The sequence below is a fragment of the Candidatus Pantoea floridensis genome, assembly GCF_900215435.1.
Taxonomy (GTDB): domain Bacteria; phylum Pseudomonadota; class Gammaproteobacteria; order Enterobacterales; family Enterobacteriaceae; genus Pantoea; species Pantoea floridensis.
In genome coordinates, this window is record NZ_OCMY01000001.1 from 3331910 (window position 1) to 3356484 (window position 24575).

General features: G+C 51.2%; 20 protein-coding genes and 1 tRNA gene. 8 read left to right on the forward strand and 13 right to left on the reverse strand.

Annotated elements, in window-relative coordinates:
• From CRO19_RS15550 to CRO19_RS15565, 4 genes are all read left to right on the forward strand, one after another.
• On the forward strand, window positions 1–1422 hold the full coding sequence (locus tag CRO19_RS15550) for a DEAD/DEAH box helicase (RefSeq protein ID WP_097096621.1): 1422 nt from the start codon (window positions 1–3) through the stop codon (window positions 1420–1422).
• Window positions 1423–1479: 57 nt separating this feature from the next.
• Entirely contained in the window at window positions 1480–2247 is a 768-nt protein-coding gene (locus CRO19_RS15555) for a hypothetical protein (protein ID WP_097096622.1), read from the forward strand.
• 87 nt (window positions 2248–2334) lie between these two features.
• Complete coding sequence (locus tag CRO19_RS15560) at window positions 2335–2817, forward strand: DUF6387 family protein (RefSeq protein ID WP_141400244.1); 483 nt, start codon at window positions 2335–2337, stop codon at window positions 2815–2817.
• Window positions 2818–2885: 68 nt separating this feature from the next.
• A protein-coding gene (locus CRO19_RS15565; protein ID WP_097096624.1) for an IS3 family transposase occupies window positions 2886–4006 on the forward strand; the annotation gives its coding sequence in 2 pieces (ribosomal slippage) (window positions 2886–3144 and window positions 3144–4006; 1122 coding nt in all).
• Between the two features lie 26 nt (window positions 4007–4032).
• On the opposite strand, the gene CRO19_RS15570 is transcribed toward CRO19_RS15565, so the two are convergent.
• The 5 genes from CRO19_RS15570 to CRO19_RS15590 form a co-directional block, all read right to left on the reverse strand.
• On the reverse strand, window positions 4033–4443 hold the full coding sequence (locus CRO19_RS15570; protein WP_320204487.1) for a tyrosine-type recombinase/integrase: 411 nt from the start codon (window positions 4441–4443) through the stop codon (window positions 4033–4035).
• A 36-nt stretch (window positions 4444–4479) separates the two neighbouring features.
• Complete coding sequence (locus CRO19_RS15575) at window positions 4480–4746, reverse strand: integrase arm-type DNA-binding domain-containing protein (RefSeq protein WP_097096625.1); 267 nt, start codon at window positions 4744–4746, stop codon at window positions 4480–4482.
• A 215-nt stretch (window positions 4747–4961) separates the two neighbouring features.
• Window positions 4962–5038: transfer RNA gene (locus tag CRO19_RS15580), tRNA-Pro, on the reverse strand.
• Between the two features lie 70 nt (window positions 5039–5108).
• The gene (yejM, locus tag CRO19_RS15585) at window positions 5109–6863 is read right to left on the reverse strand and encodes an LPS biosynthesis-modulating metalloenzyme YejM (protein ID WP_097096626.1); all 1755 of its coding nucleotides are present in this window, start codon (window positions 6861–6863) and stop codon (window positions 5109–5111) included.
• A 22-nt stretch (window positions 6864–6885) separates the two neighbouring features.
• On the reverse strand, window positions 6886–7113 hold the full coding sequence (locus CRO19_RS15590) for a YejL family protein (RefSeq protein WP_007889427.1): 228 nt from the start codon (window positions 7111–7113) through the stop codon (window positions 6886–6888).
• A 158-nt stretch (window positions 7114–7271) separates the two neighbouring features.
• Here CRO19_RS15590 and yejK point away from each other — a divergent pair, with 158 nt between their 5' ends.
• Window positions 7272–8276, forward strand: coding sequence for a nucleoid-associated protein YejK (gene yejK / locus CRO19_RS15595; RefSeq protein ID WP_097096627.1), 1005 nt, complete (start codon window positions 7272–7274; stop codon window positions 8274–8276).
• A 53-nt stretch (window positions 8277–8329) separates the two neighbouring features.
• Here yejK and CRO19_RS15600 read toward each other — a convergent pair whose 3' ends face one another.
• The 3 genes from CRO19_RS15600 to radD all read right to left on the reverse strand — a co-directional run bounded on the left by CRO19_RS15600 (window position 8330) and on the right by radD (window position 14486).
• The gene (locus CRO19_RS15600) at window positions 8330–12115 is read right to left on the reverse strand and encodes a S6 family peptidase (RefSeq protein WP_320204488.1); all 3786 of its coding nucleotides are present in this window, start codon (window positions 12113–12115) and stop codon (window positions 8330–8332) included.
• 200 nt (window positions 12116–12315) lie between these two features.
• Entirely contained in the window at window positions 12316–12600 is a 285-nt protein-coding gene (gene rplY / locus CRO19_RS15605; protein WP_097096629.1) for a 50S ribosomal protein L25, read from the reverse strand.
• Between the two features lie 131 nt (window positions 12601–12731).
• Window positions 12732–14486, reverse strand: a complete 1755-nt coding sequence (gene radD / locus CRO19_RS15610; protein ID WP_097096630.1) for a DNA repair helicase RadD — start codon at window positions 14484–14486, stop codon at window positions 12732–12734.
• A gap of 164 nt (window positions 14487–14650) precedes the next feature.
• Between radD and rsuA the strand changes: the two genes are divergently transcribed.
• From rsuA to CRO19_RS15625, 3 genes are all read left to right on the forward strand, one after another.
• A complete protein-coding gene (gene rsuA / locus CRO19_RS15615; protein WP_097096631.1) occupies window positions 14651–15373 on the forward strand; it encodes a 16S rRNA pseudouridine(516) synthase RsuA in 723 nt (240 codons plus the stop codon).
• 12 nt (window positions 15374–15385) lie between these two features.
• Window positions 15386–16579 carry a Bcr/CflA family multidrug efflux MFS transporter gene (locus CRO19_RS15620; RefSeq protein ID WP_097096632.1) on the forward strand — a complete coding sequence of 398 codons (1194 nt, stop codon included), beginning with the start codon at window positions 15386–15388 and terminating at the stop codon, window positions 16577–16579.
• A 390-nt stretch (window positions 16580–16969) separates the two neighbouring features.
• Window positions 16970–17296: a YejG family protein gene (locus CRO19_RS15625; protein ID WP_097096633.1), complete on the forward strand. Its 327-nt coding sequence runs from the start codon at window positions 16970–16972 to the stop codon at window positions 17294–17296.
• Here CRO19_RS15625 and yejF read toward each other — a convergent pair.
• The 5 genes from yejF to pdeN form a co-directional block, all read right to left on the reverse strand.
• Window positions 17293–18879, reverse strand: a complete 1587-nt coding sequence (gene yejF / locus CRO19_RS15630; protein ID WP_097096634.1) for a microcin C ABC transporter ATP-binding protein YejF — start codon at window positions 18877–18879, stop codon at window positions 17293–17295. The two genes, CRO19_RS15625 and yejF, sit on opposite strands and share 4 nt — an antisense overlap.
• Complete coding sequence (locus CRO19_RS15635) at window positions 18880–19902, reverse strand: ABC transporter permease (protein ID WP_097096635.1); 1023 nt, start codon at window positions 19900–19902, stop codon at window positions 18880–18882.
• The gene (locus tag CRO19_RS15640) at window positions 19902–20993 is read right to left on the reverse strand and encodes a microcin C ABC transporter permease YejB (protein ID WP_097096636.1); all 1092 of its coding nucleotides are present in this window, start codon (window positions 20991–20993) and stop codon (window positions 19902–19904) included. The genes CRO19_RS15635 and CRO19_RS15640 overlap by 1 nt, the downstream gene beginning before the upstream one ends.
• Window positions 20994–21003: 10 nt before the next feature.
• Window positions 21004–22812 carry an extracellular solute-binding protein gene (locus tag CRO19_RS15645; protein ID WP_097096637.1) on the reverse strand — a complete coding sequence of 603 codons (1809 nt, stop codon included), beginning with the start codon at window positions 22810–22812 and terminating at the stop codon, window positions 21004–21006.
• Window positions 22813–22877: 65 nt separating this feature from the next.
• Complete coding sequence (gene pdeN / locus CRO19_RS15650; protein ID WP_097096638.1) at window positions 22878–24443, reverse strand: cyclic di-3',5'-guanosine monophosphate phosphodiesterase PdeN; 1566 nt, start codon at window positions 24441–24443, stop codon at window positions 22878–22880.
• Window positions 24444–24575: the final 132 nt, after the last annotated feature.

A 24575-nucleotide genomic window follows, 5' to 3' on the forward strand; every position in this document is an offset into this window, starting at 1 on the left:
ATGGAAAATATTTACGATATCGAAATTGAACTCTATGAACTATTTAAAGATAAAGGTCAACTTGATTTCGAAAGAATAGAAAACGCTCTCATTCTAATTTACAGAGAATTGGACAACTCTGAGAATTATAATTTATGTGTGAAGTTAATATGCTTTATAGCGGATAAAAAGATTAAGGATAAAATGATTCAGCAGTTACTTCATGATTGCATCGTTAAATCCAGAATATTTATGTATGATGATATGCTTTCACGTAATGAAATAAACTACAATCCAGAGGTGTCTCCACAGGATATATTTTTGAGGGGTTTTTATACAAGTTCGAAATCAGAAACGACTTTAACGAAACCTCAAAAGGAAATCTTTAATTCATTTCAAAAAAATAAACGCTTAATAGTAAGTGCTCCTACCTCTTTCGGTAAAACTAGAATTATCAGAGAAATCATATCGCATAACACCTACAAAGTTATCGTGATAATAATGCCAACCATATCATTGTTATCAGAGGCATATCATGACTTCAAAAATGAATTCAACACTGAATACCTTGTATCAAAGTCATCAAAAATAAAAATAAGCAATGAGAAGAAATATATTCTTGTTCTAACCCCTGAGCGTATGAGCGTACTTATTCAGGATAACCCCTCACTGGAAATAGATTTTTTTGTAATGGATGAGGTTTACAAGGCAGACTACAAACTCAATGATGAAAGATTCAGAGTTTTTGCAGATGTACTATATAGATTAACAAAGAATGGTGCTGATTTATATCTTATCGGTCCCTACATAAATGACTTTAGTAAGAAGTTTAGAGAAAAATTCCATATTACCATGTTGAAGTATGATCTTGAGATAGTACAAAAGGATTACTATGAGTTTGATTATATAAATTCACGGGGAATAAAGGAAGTTGAAGGTGTTGTTCTAAAAATAATAGGCGATAAGTACAAAAACTTGTTAAGAGTTACACGGAAAAGCAATGTGGACGGTAAGTTTTTAATTTATCGCTATCAGAAAAGATATGTAGAACAGTTGGCCGAGAAATTTTTAGAAGATTTACCGTTAGTTCCGTTCAATCAAGAGTTGATAAATTATTTGGAGCAAAATATTTCTAAAACGTGGTCTCTAAATGATTGTTTAAAAAAAGGTGTTGCATTCCATCATGGGGCAATGCCAAGACATATTCAAGATTTAATCATAGATGAATTTAACTCATCCGAAGGAGATTTGAAATATCTTTTTTGTACTACGTCTTTGACTGAAGGAGTAAATTCAACAGCAAAGAATGTTATTTTATATGACTTAAAGATTGGAAATGGCGAGCCATTAGCTAACTTAGATAGAAGAAACATTGAGGGACGAGCAGGACGGTTTATGCGTCACTTTCTTGGCAGGGTGTTCTATTTTGAAAAAGTAGAGTAGGAATTAGATAAAGTTACCAATGTTGAAATAGAATTTGTTGATAGCACAACGCCGAATATGGAGACTTTAGTTCAATTAGAAGAACGCGACATAACAGATGAACAGAAGGCAGAATTTGCTAAATTTGTACAGTCATTAAACGAACAAAACATTCCTCTTGCGTTATTGAAAGAAAATAAGTTTGTAAGCATAACAGGTCAGATTGCGCTGATTAATCATCTGAGAAATATCAGCAATTTTGAACTTTATCACTATACCTCACAGAGACCTACATTAGATAAAACAGAAGCTATCTTAAGTGTGATTTATGACCACTTATTCACTGAAAATAATAAAGGACAGAGGTTCAATAATGAGAACAGTGAGTATGGTAAAAAAATTCTTCTGGATTTAACTAAGTACTACATATATCAGCAACCAACTTTCCATGCATTGCTAAACTCAAGCACAATGAAGTATTTAAGTCCAAATGAAAATGCAAGGATTAGACTTACATTTGACACAATAACAAAATACTTTGAGTTTATCTGGCCCCGTTACTTTAAAGCTTTCGAGGTTATATTTAATTTTGTTGCAATTGAAAAGAACAAAAAACCACTGAGTTTAGATTATATAGTTGCATTACTCGAATATGGAACTAATGAGAATCACGAAATAATCTTGAGGGATGCTGGGATACCTAGGGAGATGATTGGTAAACTTTCAGAGTTTTTCATTTCTTGTGAAAACTTTCAAGAAGTCCAAGAGGTATTTAATAAAATCAGAGGACAGGTTAAGTCTAGGTTGAGTGAAATCGAGTATAAAATATTTTGTAAATATGTCTAATGTATTTGAAAAGCATAAAATAATAGGGCATGGGCATGAAAAACTGGTCAACAGAAGACACCAAAGCCGTCAAAACATGGCTGGACATTGAAAACTACAAAAGATTTGAAGAAATCACGCTTTTGGGCAAGAGCGCTCCTTTTTAAGCCATGGCCTACTGAAGAAGAAAAGGTCGGGCTTGGGGGATACATGAGACAAATCTTCAACGGAAAGCCCATGTTATTCAGATCTGAACAACTCGACTACATGGAAGATGACCACACCCTTCAGAGTCCCCCTCATATCTTTGTTACGGATATAACAAGGCTTGCTGAACTCAGCATAACCGCATTGAGAGTTAATCTCATCTCTTGGGAGCAGGGAAGTGACGAGTATGGTGTTAACTTGCCTCAACACGATGCTTATGTTTCAACTGTCATGTCAGCAATATGTGAGAAAACAGTTCTTCTGGAAATCGATCTTGCCAGTGGTACAGACGACGAAATTGCAGAGTCAATCAAAACAGCACTTCCGCAATGGCGGAGCGTGAAAGGCATAAAAGCAGACGAGTCAGGTGCGGTACGCTTCTGACCTGCTCCCCGTTGATTAACACACCGCGATGTTAGTAATGTCTTCATAAACCACATGAGGACATCCCCATGAAGAAGCGTTTTTCTGACGAACAGATCATCAGTATTCTCCGCGAGGCCGAGGCTGGCATTTCCGCCCGTGAGCTTTGCCGTAAGCATGCTATTTCTGACGCAACCTTTTACACCTGGCGTAAGAAGTTTGGGGGCATGGAAGTCCCTGAAGTAAAACGCCTTAAGTCGCTTGAAGAAGAGAACGCCCGTCTCAAGAAGTTGCTTGCAGAAGCTATGCTGGATAAGGAAGCATTACAGGTAGCGTTGGGCCGAAAGTACTGACGACAGACCACAAGCGGGAAGCTGTTGTAGTGATGTGTAAAGCGACGGGTCTGTCGCAACGTCGAGCCTGCAGGCTGACTGGTTTGTCCCTGTCGACCTGCCGCTATGACGCTCAGCGTCCGGCGGCTGATGCCCATTTATCAGGGCGCATTACTGAACTGGCACTGGAGCGCAGGCGTTTTGGCTACCGCCGCATCTGGCAGCTGCTGCGCCGTGAAGGGCTTCTGGTTAATCACAAGCGCGTGTACCGTCTTTATCATCTGAACGGGCTGGGCGTTAAACGCAGACGTCGTCGTAAAGGGCTTGCAACAGAACGTCTGCCGCTGCTCCGCCCGGCGGCGCCCAACATGACCTGGTCGATGGATTTCGTCATGGATGCGCTGGCTACTGGTCGCAGGATCAAGTGCCTTACCTGCGTCGATGACTTCACAAAGGAATGCCTGACGGTCACTGTTGCCTTCGGGATTTCAGGCGTGCAGGTCACGCGTATTCTGGACAGCATTGCGCTGTTTCGCGGCTATCCGGCTACGATAAGAACCGATCAGGGCCCTGAGTTTACCTGCCGCGCGCTCGATCAGTGGGCCTTTGAGCATGGAGTGGAGCTGCGACTTATCCAGCCCGGCAAGCCGACACAGAACGGATTTATTGAGAGTTTTAACGGACGCTTTCGCGATGAATGCCTGAATGAACACTGGTTCAGCGACGTCAGTCATGCCAGGAAAACCATCAGCGAATGGCGTCAGGATTATAACGAATGTCGCCCGCACTCCACGCTGAATTATCAGACGCTGTCTGAATTTGCAGCGGGCTGGAGAAAGGGTAATTCTGAGAGTGAAGGATCCGACATTACTAACTGAGTTTTGTATTTAATCCTGGGGGCAGGTCAGCGTGTCTGTCTGCCAATACTTGCAAATGCGAGAGCTTTCATAAGGAGGGGAAGTTGTTCAGGCGCAAGGGCAGGGCGGTGTTTTACCTTTGGCTTATGAAAAGTCTTACCGATTTTTGCAGCTGGGTTTGAACTGACTAAACCAGAGTTCAGAGCATAATCCATAACCTCATTAATACGCTGACTCAACCGTTTGACGGTTTCGAGTCTGCCAGCTACGTGAGTAGGTTCTAACGCTCCAATGAACTGTTGGGCAGTAATGACGGAAATAGGCATAGAGCCAATATGAGGAAACACGTATTTACTCATTGAACGCCAGATATCATTGAGTGTGTGAGTTGCTAATCCGGCTGCTTCTTTGGTCTTAAACCACTCCGCTGCAACTTTTTCAAAAGTACTTTCACTCACACTTTTCTGACGAAGCTGCTCTGCCTGCTTATGCTCCTAGGGATCAATATCTTTACTGAGAAGAGAGCGGGCTGCTTCACGATTCTGACGAGCCTCAGAGAGCGAAACAGAGGGGTAAGAACCGAAGCTGATCATGGCTCGTTTGCGAGTGAAGGGTTTGTAATAACAAAACCGCCAGAGTTTTGAGCCTCCGGTAGTTACCTGCAGTTCCAGACCGTCTCCGTCATAAAGAACTAATGTTCGCTCAGGAGCTTTGGCATTCTTCACTTCGGTATTGTTTAGGGGCTTAGTCTGTCTTGCCATACGTAATCTCCATTCTGTCCCTAAGAGGGCTTAGGCATATCATAAAGGCAGTTTTAGAAACGTATGCCCAAGGGTATGCCTAAATCAGGTGGATTCCACTGTATCAATCTGGATTTTACTAGACAACAGAAAAACAGCAGGTTGCTACAACCTACTGTTTCAACTGTTTTTTATGGTTCTCTCTGGACTTCACCAGACAAAACGTTGGGATAATTTGGTCGGCACGAGAGGATTTGAACCTCCGACCCCGGACACCCCATGACCGTGCGCTACCAGGCTGCGCTACGTGCCGAACGTGATGGAATATTACTGTTTCTTCGCACGATTGCAATATGAGCAGCATTTAACTGCCTCATTATTAATCAGTTTGCGATGAATCGCTTCTCTTCAGTCAATACCTGTAACAGCAGCGCCAGCTGTGGCTTATGATCTTTCAGCCGTTTGCCGTGGATATCGTATGCGCTATAGCTGCCATTATTATTCAGCACTAACGTTACCGTCGGCGTGGTCACCACCAGCTTGCCGTCTTCGCTGCTGGCAACCCAATCATGGCTGCGTTGCGCGGCAAACAGATCTTCACCCTGCGAATAGTTGGACGGATTAGTGCGCACATGCAGCAGACGCTGCATCAGCGTGGTCATGACGTCTTGCTGATCGGTTAAACGATCGATGGTTTGTGCGGGCGTATTCGGCCAGTGCACCACCAGCGGCACCTGTAGCGTGGCGCGATTGCCTGGATTGTCATCATTGCTATCCGGATTGACGGCACGTTGCGCGGTAATCACGACCACAGTATTTTTCAACAAATCACGCTGTTGTAGCGTTTGCAGCACGGCATTGATTTGCTCATCAACACCGCCAGCCTGACGTAGATAGCTGCGCTGACGCGCCTTCACGTTATCGCCGTTGATGGTGACACCGTTCAGGGCAATCCATGAGAACCACGGTGTACCGTTCGCTTTCTGACCGTTAAGCCAGTTTTGCCACTGCGTTACCGTGGTGCTGTTCGGCTGCGTGTCGGCCTGCGGTAGCGAATAATCCGCTAACAACGCCTGACGATAAAGCGGCTGGCTAAAGCCATCCGAAGAGAACAAGCCGAACTGATAACCTTGTGCATTCAAAGCATTCAGCAGAGCGGAGGGCATACGCGATGCCAGTACGCCATCCATGTAGCTGGAAGAGATGCCGTAGAACAGGCCAAACAGGCCTTTTTCCGGCTGCAACCCGGCGCTGTAATGCTGCGTAAAGCGCACATTTTCGCTGGCAAATTGATTGAGTGATGGCAGCGCTTTGTCCAGCGTACCGTTATTCAGACCGTCAACGGTTAGCACCAGCAGGTTATGGCGCGTGCCAGCATCACGGAAAGTAATGTCGCTGAGCGGATACTGCACCGACAGCGCTTCCGGATCGCCCTGTTGCACCAGACGGCGCTGGTACTCTTGCGCATCCAGCAAGCCGTGGCGTTCAAGGAAGCGACGCGCGGTCATCGGATAGGAGAGCGGCAGATTGGCGCGCTGCATGGTAATGGGACGATAGAAATTGGCGTCGGCCCAGATATACAGCAAATGGCTGGCGAAGAAGGCGCTGATAAACAGAGCGGCCAGCGGCTTACCGAACGAACGCCGATTGAGGCTGCGCAGCTTTTGCCAGCTCCAGGTGGCGAACAGCATCTCCACGAGAAAAATCAGAGGCACGCTGATAAACATCAGCTGCCAGTCGCGCGCCATCTCGCTTTGGTCCGGGTTGATCACCAGCTCCCACACCACCGGATTAAGGTGCAGGTGGAAGCGGCTGAAGACCGCGCTGTCGACCATAATCAGCGTTAATCCGGCGGTAGCGATAATCGCCGATAGCACCCTAAGCAAGCGCTGTGACATCACCACAAAGGTGAGCGGGAAAATGATCAGCAGATAACCGGCGAAGACGATGAAGCTAAAGTGGCCGATCCAACTGGTATAGGCATAGATGCGGCCCGCAAGCGACGCGGGCCAGTCGGCAACCAACAGATAGCGGCTGCCTAAAATAAACGCGAAGATAATATTAAACAGGGCAAACCAATGCCCCCAGCCGATCATCTGGGAGACTTTTTCGCGGTAGCGCTGCCGGTTGGTTACCATATTATGAGGTCAAATCTGCATATTAATGAGCGTTGTCGTCGCGTACGGAAGACTGTAATGCTTCCGCGAAAGATCGTGCCAGGGTGCGGCGTTGAGCCGGTGAAACGCTGGTATTGATCAAATTAGTTACCATGTTACCCAATACCATAAGGGAAAGGTCGGTTGGCGCTTTGTCTTTCTCAAGAATCTGCGCCATCTCTGCGAGGAGCTTTTCCACGCGTTCGTCACTGTAACGGGATGATTGTGGCATATCGTCGTCTAATCAAGGGTGAAAAGGCGGTATATTACCGTAACAACGCACTTTTTTCCGCAATTTTATCGCAAGCAGAGCGATCAGTTTGTGCTGGTAGTTGAAAGCAGCAGCGGGCGGTGTTTGAATACGCGCCTGAGCTAAAAGGAGAGTCTACCATGAGTCTGGATATCGACCAGATTGCCCTGCATCAGTTAGTTAAACGTGATGAAAACCAGCTGGAACTGGTACTGCGCGACACCTTGCTGCCAGCTACCCGGGCGGTTGAAGAGATGGCGGAAGAGCTGCATCGGGTTTACAGCGCCAAAAGCAAAGCTTACGGCCTGTTTAACCAAGATAGCGAGCTGGCGGATGCGCTGCGTAACTGCCGCAAAGGGGAGGATGACTTTCTGGCATTTAGCCGTGCGGCCACCGGTCGCTTGCGTGATGAACTGAGCAAATATCCGTTTGCGGAAGGTGGCGTGGTGCTGTTCCTGCACTATCGCTATCTCGCCGTGGAGTATTTGCTGGTCGCGGTATTAAACAGCCAGTCGAGCATGCGCGTGAACGAGCAGCTTGATATCAGCAGCACCCATTATCTCGATATCAACCATGCGGATATCGTGGCGCGTATCGACCTTACCGAATGGGAAACCAATCCGGAATCTACCCGCTATTTAACCTTCCTGCGTGGCCGCGTGGGGCGCAAAGTGGCGGATTTCTTTATGGATTTCCTCGGCGCGAGTGTGGGTCTGGATACCAAAGCGCAAAACCGCGGCTTGCTGCAAGCGGTGGATGATTATTGCGCGGAATCGGACCTCGATAAAAATGAGCGTCAGAATTACCGTCAGCAGGTTTACAGCTACTGCAATGAGCAACTGCAGGCGGGCGAAGAGATTGCACTGGAAGACCTGTCCAGTGAATTACCGCCGCTCGGCGAAAAAACTTTCCAGGCCTTCACCCAGGAACAAGGGTATGAGCTGGAAGAAACCTTCCCGGCCGATCGCAGCACGCTGCGCCAGTTGACCAAATTTGCGGGCAGCGGCGGTGGATTAACATTGAACTTTGACGCGATGTTACTTGGCGAACGTATTTTCTGGGACCCAGCGACCGATACGCTGACGATCAAAGGTACGCCGCCGAATCTGCGCGATCAGTTGCAGCGTCGAACCAGCAGCAAATAAATGAAAAAGCCGGGCAGAGAGTTGCCCGGCTTTTTTATATAAGGACTTTCTGATCAGAAAGAATAGTTCAGCGAACCGTTGAGTGCGGTGTCGGTCTGATACTTTCCGCCTGCACTGTGCTTCACCCCTACCTGCAATGACCAGTTATCGCTGATCGGCCCCTCAAATCCTACATGCAGGCGATAGCGGTTGTCGCTCCACGCGTTGTAGACGCGGCTGGCGTGGCTGTCTGCAAGCGTCAGCGTTGAGCTGCTGCTGCCCGGCGAATATTGCTTGCTGATATCAGCGAACAGTGACACCTCTGGCAGCACAGAACCCAGACCACGCTTTCTCAGTGCAATGCCGGGTGATACCGACCACGGCGTGGCGCTGCTTAATGCGATATCGGCATCGTAACCCTGCAGCTGATAGCCCGGCAGATAGCCGACGCGGGTTTCCAGGTAAGGTGAGAAGGTGAAGGAATCATCAAACAGCGCGATTTCACGCCCCGCTTTTGCGCTTGCCGCCAGCATCTGGCTGGTGCGCTGCGTGCCTTGTACCTCCAGCGCCGGATCCAGCTTTAAATCCTGACGCAGGTGGATATAGCGTGCCGCCAGGTCGGTAAACCAGCCGCTATCTGCCAGCCAGGTGGCATAGGTGCCGAAAGTACTGAGCTGATTTTTAATCGAGCCCGCACCTTTCGCGCTACCCAAACCATGGCTGGCCATCAGGCCATACCGCCACGCGCCGTCCTGTTTATCTGCGCCCAGTTCAAACGCCTGCTGCTGAATGTTAACGCCCGCTACGCCGCCGTGGTTATAGCTATAACCGCCCCAGACGCCGTGCATCTGCACATCGCCATGCAGCGTTTGCGCGCGATCGTTAAGTGAAGCGGTAATTTCACTGAACAGATACTGTCGTGACGCCAGCAGCGCGCGGGTATTGTGCAGCAGACCGTTATTATCGCTGATGATAAACCAGTCTTCCGGTTTACCCGGCTCGGGTACGGGATCGATAACCGGTTCGGGTTTTGGATCCGGAGTCGGGTCGACCACTGGATCCGGCGTCGGCACCGGAACGGGATCAATCACCGGCACCGGCGTTTTCGCGATGATCCACTTCACGCGGCCCGCGTCCTCAATGACCTGATAGTCCGGGGTGTAGAGGGAGAATCCCCGTCCGATCGGCGGCAGGGTGAAGTAGTCATGCGCGGTGCCGGCCGGCGCATCCAGCAATACGATCTGGTTCGGAACCTTATCCGGGAAGGTTTCGCCGAGCATAAAGCCGAGATCAAGCGTGTTGCCAGCGCCCTGCGCCGATTTATCAATGTACAGGCTGTCGCTGATGCCGGTTTGCGGGGCAATACCAAAACCCAGCTGCAGGTTGTTGGCATACAGATCTTCTACCCACAGCTGTTTAGGCTGCCAGGTTTTATCGTCATCGGCGAGCGTCGAGATAATGCCGCCCTGCGGCGCGCTGAGGCGCTGCATGCGGCTGTCGCCCGTCAGGTTCCAGAAGGTTTCACCCGACATCGTAACCCGCGCGGTATTCCGGTCGGTGATGCGGCCACGTAAGTCGACCTTACCGAGATGAAGTTCAGCCTGGTCGCCCAGAGTGATATCGCCGTGTACCGTACTGGCGGGCAGGGCGCGTAACGCTGCTGCATCACGCGCTGCGGTTTCGCAGGAGGTTGCAGTGCTCTGTACCGGCGAAACGCAGCGTAAAATCTGGTGTTGATCGTCCGCTCCGGGCTGGTAACCCAGCAGCACCTGGCTGTTGTCACCGGCCTGAATGTTGGCTTTCACCTGCGCGTATTCGCCCACCTGCAGCCGCGTGTTACTGGCGGCGACGATGTTGTCAGCAATAAAGGTTGAGGTGTACCAGTCGTCATCGATGATCAGGCCGCCGGCGTGCGGTACCGGCTGGCCGGAGAGCAGCAGCGTGCCGTTATTCACATTAATGTTGCCATTGATATTACTGCCGCCGGTCAGCGCCAGCCTGGCAGCAGACATTTCCGGTGAGAAATCAAAGTTAAACTGGCCGTTGACGCCGTCCGGATCGTAAGAGCCGATATAGCCGCGGTAGACCAGATTATTGAACTGCATGGCGCGGTAGGCTCGCGCTTCTTCTGCGTCAAAACCGATATATTTCCAGTAGCTATTGTCCTGCTGATTGGTCGGGAACCAGCTGTAGGTGCTGGTTTTAAGCTGGAAGTATTCAATGCGCTGCGAGCGGTCGTTCCAGTCTTCGTAAATATCGCCAATAGTGCCCGCATGGGTGGCGGAATCCCACTCCTGAATGGTGATATCAGCAGGTTTGAAGCCGGTCAGCGTCAGGCTGGCAGCGCGATCGGCGCTCTGGTTTATCAGCGTGGCACCGCTGTCGGTGTGGTTAATTTTTTTCATCGTCAGGTCGTGGCCGTTCAGATCGAGCCTGCCGCCGCGATAGCCGAAGAAAATATCGTCACCTGCAACCTGGTTATCGCCATTGAGAACGACCATCGGGCGGCCGCTGACGATCATCACTCGTGAGAAAGCCTGCTGATTGCCCTGATCGTCGGCCTGCTGATCGAGAATGACGGTGCCGTCGCCGACGTTGAGGCCGCCTTGGTTTTTGCCTTTGGCGTTGACGTGCAGCGTACCAGCGCCAATTTTATGCAGGTCATCATCGGCAAGGCCATTGACCTGCCACAGCACCTTTTTGTCCGCGTCGACTTCAATACCGCCGCCAACCCAGGTGGCAGTAGCGCCCTCCGCTGATTTCACGGTGTAGTTATTTGAGAACTGTAGCTTGCCAGCACCGAGATTAACGGCATCGCTCAGGATGATGTCACCGCCCGCGCCGTTGAAGCGGATATCTTTGCTGGCATCAAGCTCATCGAAACTGGCATTAACCGGAGCAAGATGACGATATTTTCCGTCCAAACCCTGCCAGCTCCAGTTTTGATCTCCCTGATTAATTGATGCGGGATCCCAGACAATATTTCCCGCACCTGCAATGTCAGTTACATCGGGTGAAATATTATCTGCCACAATTTTATCGAAAAAATCATCAGGGATTAATGAAGCATAAGACTCCCTGGTATAGGGGGGGCTACCATATCTACTACCAGAATGGGCAGCTGCTAATTTCCATTGTTTATCGAATGAATCATAAACGTAGACAGGACTACCACTATCACCGGGCTGGGTAGTAATAGAGAGTGGCGTCGATAGTGGGCTACCAGGGGCGTACTGCTTGTAATAAAAGTAATTCTTTGTGAACTCGACGACAGCCGGATTAATAACACCTCCTGCAAGCCATTTGTATGCGCCTGAGATTTGGTTAACATCCGTTAAGTCGTCATTAATCTGAACCATACCTCCTGAACCAACGCGAGCATAGGCGGTATATCGTGTCCCATGGCCTGCCTTTAATTCACTGTTTTCTACGCGTCCAACAGGTGCGACTTCCGTTACAACCTTATTCAGGCGTGGAAACATGAAGTCCTGATCAATCGCGTCATATACGGCGTTGCGATTAATAAAATGGTAGCGCTGAGCATATTCTGACGGGCCACCAAAAAAAACGCTGGTCAAGTCTTTTACATGGCGCGCGCTCATCATATAAGACGGTGCCGTTAACACCGCATAACCCCGACGAGATACACTGCTCATGTCCGGCATCGGGAAATCAAGATAGCCGTCCAGCTCGCCATTTTTTTTATAAACCGGAATATTACTCACCCCGACGCGGTATTTGCCCATATTTTCCGCAAAGTCGCGATAGTCCTGCACATTGGTGTCATGCCGCATAACGCCTGCTGAGGAAGACAGGCAGATAAACAGCGTGCCGTAAGAGATGATGTTGGCTTTTTTCACATGAATTCCCTTTCTCATAATTCCCTAAAGTCACGAAGAAAGGCGTCATAGTTTCATGTAATCGCGCAAAGCTTACGCAGAAACGTCTCAAAGAATTAAGCGGGGAGGAGGGGTAAACGCGGGGTTTTAACGGTGGATTTTAGACAAAATAAAAGGGCCGGTTTCGCAACCGACCCTTCTACCAACAACTCATTCAGCGATTAAGCGCGAACGAAGTCGATGTGGTGCAGTTTTGGCTTGAACGGATGACGCTGTACCGCCTGAGCTTTAACTTTCACTTCTTTACCATCAACAACGATGGTCAGCACTTCGCTGTAGAACTCAGGTTTAACCTGCACGTTCATTACGGCGTCGTGGTCCAGTTCGATAGCAACTGGTGCTTCATTACCGCCATAGATGATGGCTGGGAATTTGTTTGCTACACGCAGGCGGCGGCTCGCACCCTTACCCTGGTCTTTACGTACTTCAGCGTTAATAGTGAACATTTGATATCTCTTCAATAATTCCTGCTACAGGCGACCCAGCAACAGGACGGTTATTCAAACTGCTTTTACGGATGCAAAAGCGGGCGGCATTATAGCCCCAAAGGGGGGGCAGGGGCAAATGATTCCGCCGCTCAGCGCAGTTCGTTGGCGCGACGATAACGTCCTTGATAATCAAACATTTTCTCACGGATCTGCCAGAAATGGCCTTTCGCACGTGCTACCACAAAATCGGGATGGCGCAGCAAGGGTTGCAGCGCCATGACATCGGCAGCGGTTTGCCATCCAAGTTCCACGCCTGGCGCGCGCTGATGCGGACGCATAAACACTTGCTCAAAAGCTTTACGCTGCGCCGGCGTTTGCAGGCGAAAACGCTCGCTTACGCTGGTGCCATCTTCATCAAAATAGCTGGCCTTAAGCCATTCGCCTTTGTCGTCGCGTCCTTGTTCCAGCGTCATGCCGGCACAGCGCAGTACGCGCGCATCTTTCAACTTCAACGCGGCTTTCAGCATATCGTCAGGATCGACCAAAATTTTGTCGCACTGCTGGCAGCGGCGGGCGGCGATGTCATTCTCGGCACCGCAATCCGGACAGCTTTTAAAACGAAAACGATAGTCACACTGTTCGCGCTGGCCTTCATCATCTTCCAGCACACCCTGACAGCGGCGACCAAAATGCTCAATGATGTGGCCATCTTCCGTTGCTTTGCCCCAGAAAGTATTGGCGAAACCGCAAGCGGGACAAAAAACCTGCACCGGCTGATTATCGCTGGCGCCTTTTGGTGCGCCCACTTCCGGCGTGAAAAGATCGTGCGGATTACCGGCGTAATCGAGCACCAGACAATCAGTTTTGCCGGGCGAGAGCCGCAGGCCGCGACCAACAATTTGCTGATACAAACTTACCGATTCGGTGGGGCGCAAAATCGCGATCAGATCAACATGCGGTGCATCAAATCCGGTAGTCAGGACCGCCACGTTGACCAGAAACTTCAGCTGTTGCGCTTTGAACTCGCCAATCAACCGATCGCGATCTTTCACCGCGGTTTCCGCCGACACCAGCGCGCTGTTCTCTGGCAACAGCGTCAGAATTTCTCGCGCATGTTCCACAGTGGAAGCAAACACCATTACGCCGTGCCTGTCCTCAGCAAACTCCACGATCTGGCGGATAATATGTGGCGTCACGCGATGCTGCTGTTTCAGCTCGCGGTTAAGATCGGCTTCACTAAACAAGCCGTTATTTTGTGGAATCAACCGGCTGAAATCATACTGCACCACCGGCATATCCAACCGCTCCGGCGGCACCAGAAAACCGTGTTTAATCATGTAGCGTAACGGCAGCTCATAAATGCAGTCGCGGAACAGCGCTTTCTCATCACCGCGCACCATGCCGTGATAGTGGAACTGATAAATCCAGCCTTTACCGAGGCGGAAGGGCGTGGCGGTTAATCCCAGCAAACGTAGGCTGGGATTGTGCTGACGCAGATGAGCGAACAGCTGCTGATACTGGCTCTCTTCGTTATCACTAATGCGATGACATTCATCAACAATCACCAGTGAAAAGGCGCTGTCGAAGCGATCAAGATTACGTGCTACCGATTGCACGCTGCCAAATACCACTTTGCTTTCACTTTGTTTGCGTTGTAAACCGGCGGCGAAGATATCCGCTTGCAGGCCATATGCCTGATATTTGCTGTGGTTCTGCTCCACCAATTCTTTGACATGGGCCAACACCAGTACACGTCCGCGCGCCAGCCTTGCCAGCTCAGCAATTACCAGGCTTTTTCCCGCACCGGTCGGCAACACAATCACCGCAGGCGTGGTATGACGGCGGAAATGGTTGAGGGTGGCGTCAACCGCCTCTTGTTGGTATGGGCGCAGAGTGAATGACATCGGGGCAAACTTTTTTCTGGAACGGGCGCGCATTATGTCATGAAAGCAGCTGAAACGCAGGATCGCCTCTGTTAGCCGCAGCGGGTTCCCGCTATACTGCCCACACCTTATTCAGGGACAAAACACCGTTTCAGTTTCCCCGCAGTAACAGGCAAAACGAATTCATGCGACTCGAAAAATTCATATCTCAGCAGCTGGAAGTCAGCCGTGCTATCGCTGGACGCGAAATCCGCGCCAAAAAAGTCACGATCAACGGCGAAGTGGTCCGCGATGCGGCTTACAAAGTATTGCCAGACGATGAAGTCGAATATGACGGCAATCCGCTGGTGGTACAGCAAGGCCCGCGCTATTTCATGCTGAACAAGCCGCAGGGTTACGTCTGTTCAACCGACGATCCCGATCATCCTACCGTGCTGTTCTTCATTGAAGAGCCGGCGGCGTTCAAGCTGCATGCGGCAGGGCGCCTGGATATCGATACCACCGGTTTAGTACTGTTAACCGATGATGGGCAATGGTCGCACCGTATTACTTCACCAAAGCATCACCTTGAAAAAACCTATCTGGTGGAAGTGGAAGAGCCGATCGATCCTTCCCTGGTGGAGAAATTTGCGGCGGGCGTACAGCTGCACAATGAAAAAGATCTCACCAAACCGGCGGTGCTGGAGATTCTTGATGAGAAGGCCGCGCGTCTGACGATCAGTGAAGGGCGCTATCATCAGGTCAAACGCATGTTTGCTGCGATGGGTAATCACGTTTCAGCGCTGCATCGTGAACGCATCGGTGACATCGAACTGGATGACGATCTCGGTGAAGGTGAATATCGCGAGCTGACCCAGGAAGAGGTTGATAGCATCGGCCTGCCTGAAGAGCTTAAACAACGTAAATAGCAGGAGAACGCGGTGCGTAAGGAAAAGAATTCACCGGTTGGCTTAGTGATCATTCTCGGATTGCTGGCGATGTTGATGCCGCTCTCTATCGATATGTATCTGCCAGCAATGCCGCAAATCGCCCGCGAATTCGCGGTATCGGCTGGCAGCGTACAGATGACGCTCAACCTTTACATCCTCGGGTTTGCCATCGGCCAGTTAGTATACGGGCCTTTGGCGGACAGCTATGGACGTAAGCCGGTGATCGTGCTGGGAACGCTGATCTTTGCCTGCGCCGCAGCGGCTTGCGCGTTATCACAAATCATCGATCAGCTGATCTTTATGCGTTTCCTGCACGGCTTATCTGCTGCCGCAGCCAGCGTGGTGATCAACGCCCTGATGCGCGATACCTACTCGAAAGAGGACTTCTCGCGCATGATGTCGTTTGTCATGTTGGTCACCACCATCGCGCCGCTGCTGGCGCCGATCATCGGTGGCTGGCTGCTACTGCTGTGGAACTGGCACGCGATCTTCTGGACGCTGGCAGGTGCGGCACTGATTACGACGGTGCTGGTGGTGACACAGATCCGTGAAACGCTGAAGCCCGAGCAGCGCCAGCGTTTTCATCTGCGGACGACGATGAGCAACTTCGTGGCGTTAGTGCGCCATAAGCGCGCATTTAGCTATATGCTGGCAAGCGGATTTTCTTTTGCCGGTCTGTTTACCTTCCTCAACGCCGGCCCCTTCGTTTACATCGAAGTGAATCACGTTTCGCCACAAAACTTCGGCTATTACTTCGGTCTGAACGTGGTGTTCTTATTCGTGATGACATTGATCAACAGCCGCGCGGTGCGCCGCTTTGGTCCGCTGAAAATGTTTCGCCTTGGGCTAGTGATTCAGTTCGCCATGGGCGTTTGGCTGCTTATCTCTAGCGCGCTGGATTTAGGTTTCCTCTCGCTGGTGTTTGGTGTAGCGATGTTCATTGGCTGCGTATCGACGGTATCGTCGAATGCGATGGCGGTGATTCTTGATGAGTTCCCGCATATGGCCGGCACCGCTTCATCACTGGCCGGTACGCTGCGCTTTGGCGTGGGCGCATTAGTCGGGGCACTGCTGTCGTTGGTGAGTATTAACAGCGCCTGGCCAATGGTGGCTACCATCGCGCTGTGTGCCACCGTTTCAATTGTGCTGTTTACCTATGCATCACGCCCGCATCATTCGGTTTAAGTTATTGCGGTCGCCATGAATGGCGACCCTACATGCCTGAAATCCCAACCTTTTCCGTAGGGTCGTCATTTATGACGACCTGGTATTTATTCAAATCTCATCTCACCGCTCGCGAATCCCCATTCATTCGTTATGCTTAATGTTTCCGTAATGTGAAAATTTATAGATAAAAAAGTAACGACATTGCGTCTAAAATGATTGTTAACGGCGGCTGAACAGGGTAAACATAGGCCTAAATGTGAGAAGCCTCGCAAATTATCTATTAGCTACACGCTTTGTGCTTAAAACAAGAAGGCAAACCAAGTCCGCATTCTGAGCTAACCAGGTTGGGATTCACCGCGTTATGCCGTCGTCGTGAATAAAGTAAACGTCTCTGGGGGCCGTATAACTATGCTGCAACTTTCTGTTGTGCATCGCTTGCCACAACATTATCGCTGGTCGGTTGATCATGTAGGTGAAATAGAGCGTCAGGAAACGGCGGATGGCGTGCATGCCGGGGATTTAGTGGTGCTGCGTCTGCTCAGCCACGATGGTCATCCGGCGTTGGAAATTCTGCACCAGCTGCAAGAAACGCTGGCGCAAATTCAGGTCGAGTGCAAAATCGCCGAGTGTGAAGGGCAGCCGTGTCTACTGATTCGGCGTGATGATGAAAGCGCGACCAATTGCTGCCTGAAAAATCAGGGCGTCGCCATTGCTGAAACCTTCGATGGTCATTAATTGATGTCTTTACCCTGTGCGGAAGCCAATAGCTGGCGTGTGTATTCAGCCGTTGGTGCATTAAACAGCGTATCGCAGTCACCTTGTTCCACCACCTCGCCCTGCCGCAGCACAATGAGCTGATGGCAGAGTGCGCGTACTACCTGCAAATCATGGCTAATAAACAGGTAAGCCAGCTGATGCTGCTGCTGTAAGCGGCGCAGCAAGGTCAGGATCTGTTTCTGCACGGAACGATCGAGTGAAGAAGTCGGTTCATCTAACACAATAAGCTGGGGTTCAAGAATCAGCGCCCGGGCGATGGCAATACGCTGACGCTGGCCACCCGAAAACTCGGCGGGATAGCGGTTACGGCTATCGGTATCCAGCCCGACCTCCTGCATCACCGCAATCACCTTTTCTTCTTGTGCGGCCGCGCTGAGTTCAGGACGATGCACCGCTAACCCTTCGGCAATCACTTGCTGCACCGTCATACGCGGATTGAGCGATGAATTAGGATCCTGGAACACCACCTGGATGCGCTGGCGCAGCGGCAGCAATTGTTTCGGTGAGAGCTGATGCAGCGGCTGATCCTCAAACCAAATCTCTCCGCGTGCGGTAATCAAACGCAGCAGAGCCAGACCGGTGGTACTTTTGCCGGATCCCGATTCTCCTACCAGTCCAAGGCTTTCACCCCGGCGTAGCGTAAAGCTAAGATCTTGCAGCGCCATTTTTTCCGCTACGGTACGCCGCAGTAGGCCACGACGGATAGGGAAGCCAACCTGCAGGTTTTTCACCTGCAGCAGCGGTTGCGCATTGTTCAGCGGCACCGGTCTACCATCCGGTTCTGCGTCCAGGAGCTCGCGGGTGTAGGCCTGCTGCGGCTGACTTAACAGTAAATCGCAGCGGTTGTGTTCGATGGTGCGCCCATTGCGCATCACCGTAACGCTATGCGCCAGCTGGCGCACAATGTTGAGGTTGTGCGTAATGAATAGCATGCCCATATTCAGTTCACGCTGCAGTTCGCGTAGCAGCTGCAAAATCTGAGCCTGAACCGTGACATCCAGCGCGGTGGTCGGTTCATCCGCAATCAGCAGCTTCGGCTGGGTAAGTAACGCCATGGCGATCATCACACGCTGGCGCTCGCCGCCTGATAGCTGGTGCGGAAAATCCTGCAGGCGCGATGCCGCATTGTGGATGCCAACGCGATCGAGGCAGCTCAGCATCTCTCCGCGTGCCGCTTCGCGACGCATGCCACGATGCACAGAAAGCACTTCGTACAGCTGCTTTTCCACGTTGTGCAACGGATTGAGCGATACCATGGGTTCTTGAAAGATCATCGCCATCTGGTTGCCACGCAGTCCACGCATCGTGCGCTCGCTGGCCTGCAAAATATCCTGCCCGTTGAACAGAATTTCACCCTGCGGATAGTTGACCGGCGGCTGCGGCAATAAGCGCATGATCGACAGCGCAGTGACGCTTTTCCCTGAGCCGGATTCCCCCACTAGCGCCAACGTTTCGCCCGCATCGATACGCAGCGAGATATCGTCCACTACGCGGCGATCGCCAAATGCCACCGCCAGATGATTAACCGTTAACAGGCTCATTTAGCGTCCTCGACTCGGGTCAAAAGCATCGCGTACTGCTTCACCAATAAAAATCAGCAGCGACAGTAGCAGGGCGAGGGCAAAAAAGCCGGCAAGGCCTAACCACGGTGCCTGTAAATTATTTTTTCCCTGCAGCAGCAGCTCACCCAGTGACGGCGACCCGATCGGCAAACCAAAGCCGAGGAAATCCAGCGATGTCAGGGTGGTGATTGAAGCGCAGAGAATAAAGGGTAGAAACGTCAGCGTTGCCACCATGGCGTTGGGCAACATGTGACGCAGCATAATGCGGCTGTCGCTAACGCCAAGCGCACGTGCGGCACGAATATAATCATAATTACGCGTGCGCAGAAATTCGGCGCGCACCACACTTACCAGACTCATCCAGCCAAACACCACCGTGACCAGCAGTAGCCACCAGAAATTGGGCTGAATCACGCTGGATAGCAGAATCAGCAAGAACAGCGAAGGCATGCCGGACCACACTTCAATCAGGCGCTGGCCGATCAGATCAATGAGTCCACCAAAATAGCCCTGTACTGCCCCCACCACGATGCCAATCACACTGGAAAACAGCGTTAACAGAATGCCAAACAGCAGTGAGATGCGCGTGCCATACAGCAAACGCGCCAGCACATCACCGCCGTTGGCATCGGTACCCAGCCAGTTTTGCATGGAAGGCGGGGAAGGGAAGGGCACATCGGTGGCGAAATTGATGGTGCTATCGCCAAAGCGAATCGGTGCCCAAATCGCCCAACCTTGCTGAGCAATACGCTGTTTCAGCCACGGATCCTGATAGTCAGCGGGGGTGGCGAAATCGCCGCCGTAATCACTTTCGCTGTAGTTGAACAACAGCGGCATATACCAGCGTTGCTGATAGTGCACCAGCAGCGGTTTGTCGTTGGCCAGCAACTCGGCACCCAATGACAGAACAAAAATGATCAGGAAAATCCACAGCGACCAGTAACCACGGCGGTTATGACGAAAACGCTGCCAGCGCTGCTGGTTTACAGGAGATAAACGCATCAGCGTCCCTCAAAATCAATGCGCGGATCGACCAGCGTGTAGGTGAGATCGCTGAGAATGTTCATGAGCAGACCAATTAGCGTGAAAATATACAGCGTGCCGAACATCACCGGATAATCGCGCTGAATGGTGGCGTCATAGCCGAGCAGGCCCATACCGTTGAGTGAGAACATCACCTCAATCAACACCGAACTGGTGAAAAACATGCTGATAAAGGTGGCGGGGAAGCCGGCAATCACCAGCAGCATGGCATTACGGAACACGTGACCGTACAGCACCCGCTTTTCATCCAACCCTTTTGCACGCGCGGTAACCACATATTGTTTACGAATCTCATCGAGAAACGAGTTTTTGGTCAGCATGGTCAGCGTGGCGAAACCGCCAATCACCGTGGCCAGCACCGGCAGCGTGATGTGCCAAAGATAATCGGTGATTTTGCTATACCAGGGCAGCGTATCAAATTGCGGAGAGGTCAGGCCGCGCAGTGGGAACCAGTCGAAATAGCTGCCGCCCGCGAACAGGACAATCAGCATGATGCCGAACAGAAATGCTGGAATAGAATTACCGATGATAATAAAGATGCTGCTCCAGATATCGAAGGGGCTGCCGTTGCGTACCGCCTTTTTAATGCCGAGCGGAATCGATACCAGATAAATAATTATCGTGCTCCACAAACCAAGACTTATCGAGACCGGCAAACTCTCTTTGATCAGCTGCAGCACCGAGGCGCTACGGAACAGACTGTCGCCAAAATCAAAGCGAATGTAGTTCCACAGCATTTCACCGTAACGCTGCAAGAGCGGTTTATCGAAGCCGTAGCGATGTTTAATCTCTGCAATCACTTCCGGATCGAGGCCGCGCGCGCCGCGGTACTGGCTATCGCCGGGATTATCGCGTAGCAAGGCCCCGCGCGTGCCGCTATCACTGCCGCCAGAGCCGGGAATGCCGGTGCTGTGACCAAACTGCACGTTGGCCAATGCCTGATCTACCGGGCCGCCCGGTGCGATCTGCACAATAAAGAAGTTCAGGGTGATAATCGCCCATAAGGTGGGGATGATCAGCAGTAACCTGCGTAAAAAATAGGCTGCCAAACTGCGCTCCTCAGCGTCGATCGGCCGGCAATCGTCCGGCTTTGTTCACATCGTACCACCAGTTTTCCAGACCGGTAGCAAACGCAGGTTTAATCTCGGGATGGGAGAATTTGTCCCAGTAAGCCATACGATCTTCGGCGCTGTACCACATCGGAATCATATAGGCATTCCACAGCAGGATGCGATCCAGTGCCTGACCAAGCGGCAGCAGCGCTTTCTCATCGCCCTGATGATCAACGATCTGCTGTACAAAGTGGTCAACGATGGGATCTTTCACCCGCGGTGTATTCCATGAAGAATCAATGAACTCCGATTGCCAGATAGTCCGCAAGCTGGTCGAGGGCCACGGCATCGCGTAATAGAGTGACGGGATCATGTCGTAATCACCTTCACGTAAACGCCGTAAATATTGCGAGCTGTCAATCTGGCGCAGCGAAACCTGAATGCCCAGCCGTTCGAGGCTGTGCTGGAAAGGCAGCGCCCAGTCATTTTGCGTGCCGCTGCGCATCAGCAATTCGAAGTGGAACGGCTGGCCCGTTTTGACGTTCACCAACTGCTGATTTTTAATCTGCCAGCCAGCCTCTTTCAGCAGGTTCATGGCTTTGAGTAAGTTTCCACGATCGAACCCGCTGCCATCAGAGCGCGGCGGGGCATATTCATTGGTGAAGATTTGCGGCGGCAATTGCGTTTTGTACGGTGCCAGCAATATTAACGCTTCAGCTTTTGGATAACCTTTTGCCGCGTAGACGGTGTTCTGGAAATAGCTGTCAGTCCGTTTATAGGCGCCATAAAATAACGCTTTGTTCATCCACTCAAAATCGAACGCTAGCGTGATGGCTTCACGTACGCGGCGGTCGGCGAACAGCGGTTTTTCATTATTAAATGCCAGCCAGCGGGTATCGGTAGAGACGGTGTTTGGGATCGTCGATTTAACGATAGCGTGACTGGCAAAATTGCGGCCGCGATATTGCGTGGCCCATTTTTTTGCCGAGCTCTCCTCGCGCAAATCATAAGCGCCAGCTTTGAAAGCCTCAAAGGCGACGTTGTCATCCAGATAATAGTCGTAGCGCAGCGTGTCGAAATTGAAACGCCCGCGGTTAACCGGCAGGTTGGCGGCCCAGTAATCCTTTACCCGGCTGTATTGGATAAATTGACCCGATTTGTAAGACGTCACGCGATAGGGGCCGCTGGCAAGCGGCGGATAGCCAATGGGTTCATTGAACTTTTTGTTTTGCCAGAACTTCTCCGGCAAGACCGGTAGCGTCAGCCAGCTCAACACCCGATCTTTATCCGCTTTGGGCATGTCGATGCGCACGGTAAGACGGTTCAGGGCTTTAACTTCTACGCCACGAAACGCCACGCGAAACTGCGGCACGCCTTCGGTCATAAACTTCTGAAACGTAAACGCCACATCCTGCGCGGTGATGGGGGTGCCATCCTGAAATTGCGCATGGGGGTTAATCGACACTTCCATCCAGCGATAATCGCTTGGGTAGCGCGCTGATTCGGCAATCAGCGGATAGTAGCTGCCCGGTTCATCGTCAGAAGTGGTAAACAGACCGTCGTAGAGCGTATCGGTGCCAATGCCTGGATTACCACGCGAGGCGAAACGGTTGAAGTTGTCGTAAGTACCGACCACGGCCAGCGTGATTTTGCCGCCCTTAGGCGCTGCGGGATTGGCGTAATCGTAATGAGTGAAATTCACCGCATATTTGGGGTCGCCCAGCTTAGCGAAGGCATAGCTTTCGTTGATGGTCGCGGCCTGCAGCGGCGCAATAGCACTACAAACCAACAACGCTGTGATAAGACGCAGCAGCATAAGTGAGGCGATCTCCTGTGGTAATCCGCACGTTATGGTAGCAGTTTCATGGGGTTCGCGTGATGTTAACTCAGCGCCCGCTGGCGTTGATAATAGCTGATGAGATTTTCCGGCCTTAACGGGCGGCTAAACAGGTAACCTTGCAAATGGGTTACGCCGCGATTCACCAGCCACGCCGCTTGATCGCCCGTCTCTACGCCTTCCGCCACGGTTTTCAGATTAAGCTTTTTTGCCAGCAGCAACACGGTATCCAAAACCGGAGAGGTGACGGTTTCAGTGCCAATGCTTTGCACAAAACCTCTGTCGATTTTTAGATAATCGAACGGGTATTTTTCCAGATAAATCAGCGCACTGTGACCGGTGCCAAAATCATCAATGGCGATCTTAACGTTGTTTGCGTGCAGCCAGGCGAAGATTTCTCCCGCGTTTTTTTCTCTCACCATGGTGCGTTCAGTGATTTCAAAAACATAGTTGAAATGCCCGGCGGGCATGGTGTTCATCCACTCCTCTACATCGCGGCGAAAACTTTCTGAGGCCAGGTGTAGCGGTGAAAGATTAAGGCTAAGACGTGTGCCCTGCGGTAGCTGTTGATGGAGAAACTGAGCATCGCGCGCGACCAGCGTAAAAAGGTGCTGAGTGAGCGGAATAATCAGATTCTGCGTCTCCGCATAACCGATAAAAACATCGGGTGGGATCATGCCTTCCGTCGGATGTGTCCAGCGGAGGAGGGCTTCAACGCCGTATGGCTGGCCGTCATGCGCGGTGACTAACGGCTGGTACTCGACGTGGAACTGGCCCTGTTTAATGGCCAGCATGATCTCTTTGCCCGGCCGCTGATGTCTTGTTAGCAAGAGCCAACTCAATGCCGTGACGAATAACGAGAACAGCAGACCGGTTAGCAGAGCAAGGAGATAATCGCGTGGCGCTAAGGTGGTGCCAAACAGTAAAAAATGCAGGGGGCTATTGTTAAAGGCGATCTCACGCAGCGGAACAGGTAAATCACTGCGGTTTACCACTTGATTGCTGTTGCTCAGCAGCGCCTTGTTGCCCATTACCAACGCCATTCCGGTGATTTCCGGATGGTAGGAAGCCAGCAGCTGATAAGGCGTGAGCGTGATATTCATGGTAGCGAGAATGCCGGTCTCTTCCGCTCCGGGATTCTTCACCCATAACGCCAGCGCCGGTTTGGTCGGCTGCAACGGTGTACCTTCCAGCAAACGCATATCGCGATCGCGTTCCAGTTCAGATTCAGGAGAAATATCGTTGGCGGCCAGCAGGAAGGCACCGGTTGCCGAGGAGCAGTACGCGTAGCTGTCGCGAACCAGCAATATAGCGCGAATATTCCCAGCGAACGCAGCCCGTGATGTCAGCTCGCGACCAACGCTGTTGCAACTAAATTGTGTGTATTGCTGCAGGGGATAAAGCGTATCCGATAGCGTTGAGATGACCTGTTGTAAATCGTCCCGGCTTTGCGCTAACAGTTGTTCATGTTGCTGGGTGCGCTTCTGCCAGGTCAAAGTTAACAGCACAGTAACGAATAGAAGAAAAAATACCGCGCCTACGATCGCGCTACTCCAGGCGATGCGGCGTGAATAGCTTGCATGACGTTTCAGCGTCCCCGACAGTGGCATGGAGTGCATTCCCCTTGTCTTGCCATTTTTATTATGTTTTTCGCTTTAGTCGCTACCCATTTTTCTTCTTGCGGCCGTGGTAAAAACGGCGTTTGCAGCGCGATGTTTGGGTATCAGGAAGTCAACGAGAAT